Annotated in this window: 4 protein-coding genes; 3 read left to right on the plus strand and 1 reads right to left on the minus strand. The window is 42.5% G+C overall.

Annotation, left to right across the window (positions count from 1 at the left end; translation table 11 throughout):
- On the minus strand, nucleotides 1-831 hold an 831-nt coding region (locus ACP45E_RS14885), incomplete at its 3' end, for an alanine racemase (protein ID WP_198927731.1).
- Nucleotides 832-1,026: 195 nt separating this feature from the next.
- On the opposite strand from ACP45E_RS14885, the gene ACP45E_RS14890 reads away from it, so the two are divergent.
- The 3 genes from ACP45E_RS14890 to ACP45E_RS14900 all read left to right on the plus strand — a co-directional run.
- Nucleotides 1,027-2,463: an N-acyl-D-amino-acid deacylase family protein gene (locus tag ACP45E_RS14890; protein ID WP_017038697.1), complete on the plus strand. Its 1,437-nt coding sequence runs from the start codon at nucleotides 1,027-1,029 to the stop codon at nucleotides 2,461-2,463.
- Between the two features lie 65 nt (nucleotides 2,464-2,528).
- Nucleotides 2,529-2,921 (plus strand): RidA family protein, encoded by a 393-nt coding sequence (locus tag ACP45E_RS14895; protein WP_017038696.1) that lies wholly within the window; start codon nucleotides 2,529-2,531, stop codon nucleotides 2,919-2,921.
- Nucleotides 2,922-2,999: 78 nt separating this feature from the next.
- Nucleotides 3,000-3,409 (plus strand): glycoside hydrolase family 20 zincin-like fold domain-containing protein (locus ACP45E_RS14900; RefSeq protein WP_277815709.1); only part of this gene is annotated, 410 nt, incomplete at its 3' end.

Genomic DNA, 3,409 nt, shown 5'->3' on the forward strand with positions numbered 1-3,409 from the left:
GACCCGCTCTTCCGATCTACAGCCAGGGCGAATAATGGCAGTAGCATGGGTTAGATTGGCAAAACACTCTGCTACCACATCATACCAAGCAGAACCCGCACCGGTAACAATGGGCTTATCAGCGATCAGTGTTTTCATGGAAAGGGATTGAACCAGTGAAAGTGTTTCACTTAAGAATTCTCGGATCATTTGCTCTTGATTGTCGCCATGAATGACGCCTTCATAGACTTCAATACCAGCCAAATTGAGCGATGACATCCCTTGCATCGCATCAGCTAGCTCTAAAATCTCATCGCCGCTTCGACAGCCACAACGTCCTCCTTCAACGCCAAATTCAAGTAATACATTCAGCGTTAGATCTGTTTTAGTAAAAAAGCGTTCCAATTGATCAAGATTAACGATTGAATCCGCGCAACAGTAAAAATTGACATTGAAGCGCTCAATCAAATTCTCAACAATGGCCATATTGGCTTTTCCAACCAGTTGGTTAGCCATGATGATGTTTTTCGCCCCTGCCAATGCCGCAATCTCGGCTTGCATGGGTGTTGCTACTGTCACTCCCCACGCACCATGATCAAGTTGCTGCTTAAAAAAATCGGGGGTCATGGTTGTTTTGCCGTGTGGAGCAAGTCGCACATTGTGGTGGTCAGAAAAACGCTGCATCCATTGCAGGTTATTTTGCAGTGACGACTGCTTGATGACCGCGGCGGGTAAGGAAATCTCTTCACTGACGAGGCAATAACGCGCTTGTTTCTCTGATACGGCCGCACGGCCTTTTTGGCCCCAATCCGCTATTCCAAGTAGCTCTATGTGATAGTTTCTATCATTCATTTGTGTGGTTCCTTCAGCATTGAAAGCAAAGTAACATTAATTAAGTTGTTGTTTTTAATTATTTACTGGTTCTTATGATGGCACTGGTGTTGGAAAGTATCAAACAGTTGGGGTGTTTTTGTGTGTTTTATCACTGTGTTTTTTTCTGAAAATTATAAGATAACCACACTAGATATGAGGAACGATAGATTGGAAATGTTATTCGATACCATCATAAATAATATAGAGGTGTTCGATGGCTCTGGCGAAGAGGCATTTTTCGCTGATGTTGCAATTCGGGACAACCGTATCGAAAAAATCGGCAAGCTTGATTTAGAAGAGTGCAGTCATGTTATTGAAGGGCATGGCCTCGCTATAGCACCGGGTTTTATTGATGTACATACTCACGATGATACCAATGTCATTCGCTACCCAGAGTGTTTGCCTAAGATAAGCCAAGGTGTAACGACTGTCATTGTTGGCAATTGTGGCATTAGTGCTTCCCCCGCGGTATTGACAACGGCTCCACCTGATCCAATGAACCTATTGGGTGAGCAACAAGATTTTAAATACCCTTCGTTTTTAGCTTATGCAGAAGCGGTCGAAGCTGCAAAACCTGCAGTCAATGTTGCGGCGTTGGTAGGGCATACCACGTTGCGTAATCAAGTGATGGATCGTTTAGATCGCACAGCAACCGATGATGAAATTGCTCAAATGCAAGCGTCTTTGACCTGTGCGATGGATCAAGGCGCGCTAGGTCTTAGCTCAGGTCTTGCTTATGCCAGTGCTAAACAAGCTACGGCAAATGAAGTCATGCAGCTGTCTGAGGTTCTAGCAGAACATGGTGGTATTTATACCACTCACATGCGCACGGAATTTGAAGAAATTATCAGCGCGATGGATGAAGCGTTCGAAACCGGAAAACACGCTCGCGTTCCTGTTGTTATTTCACACCTAAAATGTGCGGGTGCAGGTAACTGGGGTAGAACGGTAGAGGTGATTGATCACCTAGAAATGGCATCCAAACACCAAGACGTGTCGTGCGATTGCTACCCATATTCAGCCAGCTCATCAACACTAGATTTGAAACAGGTTACTGATGAGATTGATATATTCATTACCTGGTCCAAAGCGTTGCCCCAATACGCAGGCAAGATGTTAAAAGACATCGCAACAGAGATGAAACTGCCATTGATGGACGCTGCAAAAGCGTTACAGCCAGCGGGCGCAGTTTATCACTGCATGGATGAGGAAGATGTGAAGCGAGTTCTTAAATATAAACGCACAATGGTGGGCTCAGATGGCTTGCCTAATGATCCTCATCCACACCCACGTCTTTGGGGGACTTTCCCGAAAGTATTAGGCCACTATAGCCGCGATGAAAAGTTGTTTTCCATGTCGGAAGCGATTCATAAAATGACGGGTTTATCGGCGAAGCGATATAACTTAAACCAGCGTGGAATTATAAAAGAAGGCGCTTATGCTGATTTAGTTATTTTTAATCCAAATACGGTTAAAGATACTGCAACATTTGAAAACCCTATATCAGCGTCCCAAGGTATAGAGTATGTGTTTGTCAATGGTGTACTGTCATATTATAAAGGGGCAGTACTGAAGAAACGATCGGGTGTATTTATATTTAATAATAATTAGATGAATACCAATCCAATATTAATTTAGCAATGAATAGTATTAATCATTTTAACTGGAGTAAGAAAATGTCAATTAAACGTTATGGTGTAGAAGGTGGTACGGGTACAGGTGGTCAACATTTACCCTTTGCACGGGCTACAGAAGCTGGTGGTTTCTTATATGTGTCTGGTCAAACACCAATGACAGATGGAGAAGTCGTTGAAGGTGGTATTATTGATCAGTCGCGTCTAGCGATTCAAAACTGCGTCGATATCATGACGGAGTGTGGCTATGAGCTTGAAGATGTCATGCACGTAAAAGTGGTGCTAACCGATTCTCGTTATTTCCAATCATTTAATAAAGTCTTTAAAGAGTTCTTTGGTGCGAACCCGCCTGCACGTATTTGTATGGTGTGTGATTTAGTTGTAGACGTGAAGGTAGAAGTTGACGTGACTTGTTACCGTAAAGATCGTGCTTAATAATAAGTAGTTCCAGTCACTTTATTTATAGGGCAGTATTAATTAGTGGAAAAATACCAATAATTAATATTGAGGCCGATGATTTTTCCATTGGTTTCTACGTTGGTTGATTCACTGACTTTTATAATGGAATTAGCAATGGCTCCTAATACAGATCTCAATCTAATGCCTTATCCACAAACGGTGGAATTAAATAAAGGCCAAGTTACAGTTGATAGCGAATTTAAAGTTTTTATTAAAGGCTATAACTCTGACCGTGTTGAATACACAGCAAAACGTTTTATTGATCGTCTTGAAAGACAGACCGGTGTACCAACACTAAATTGGCAGGCTGAGAATGAAAAAGAAGCCAACTTGGTTATCGACATCAAGCGTGCTCCTAAGACCGAAGTTCAAAATATAGAGTCTGATGAGTCGTACAAAATCGAGACCAAAGGCGATCAAATCACGCTATCTTCAGAAAGCCCATATGAGATCGGAAGAGCGGT

Source organism: Vibrio genomosp. F10 str. 9ZD137 (assembly GCF_049974785.1).
GTDB lineage: Bacteria > Pseudomonadota > Gammaproteobacteria > Enterobacterales > Vibrionaceae > Vibrio.

Bases quoted from the DNA above. Each gene is read 5' to 3' on its own strand.
- ACP45E_RS14890 (WP_017038697.1), top strand. From the start codon at position 1,027: ATGTTATTCGATACCATCATAAATAATATAGAGGTGTTCGATGGCTCT.
- ACP45E_RS14895 (WP_017038696.1), top strand. From the start codon at position 2,529: ATGTCAATTAAACGTTATGGTGTAGAAGGTGGTACGGGTACAGGTGGT.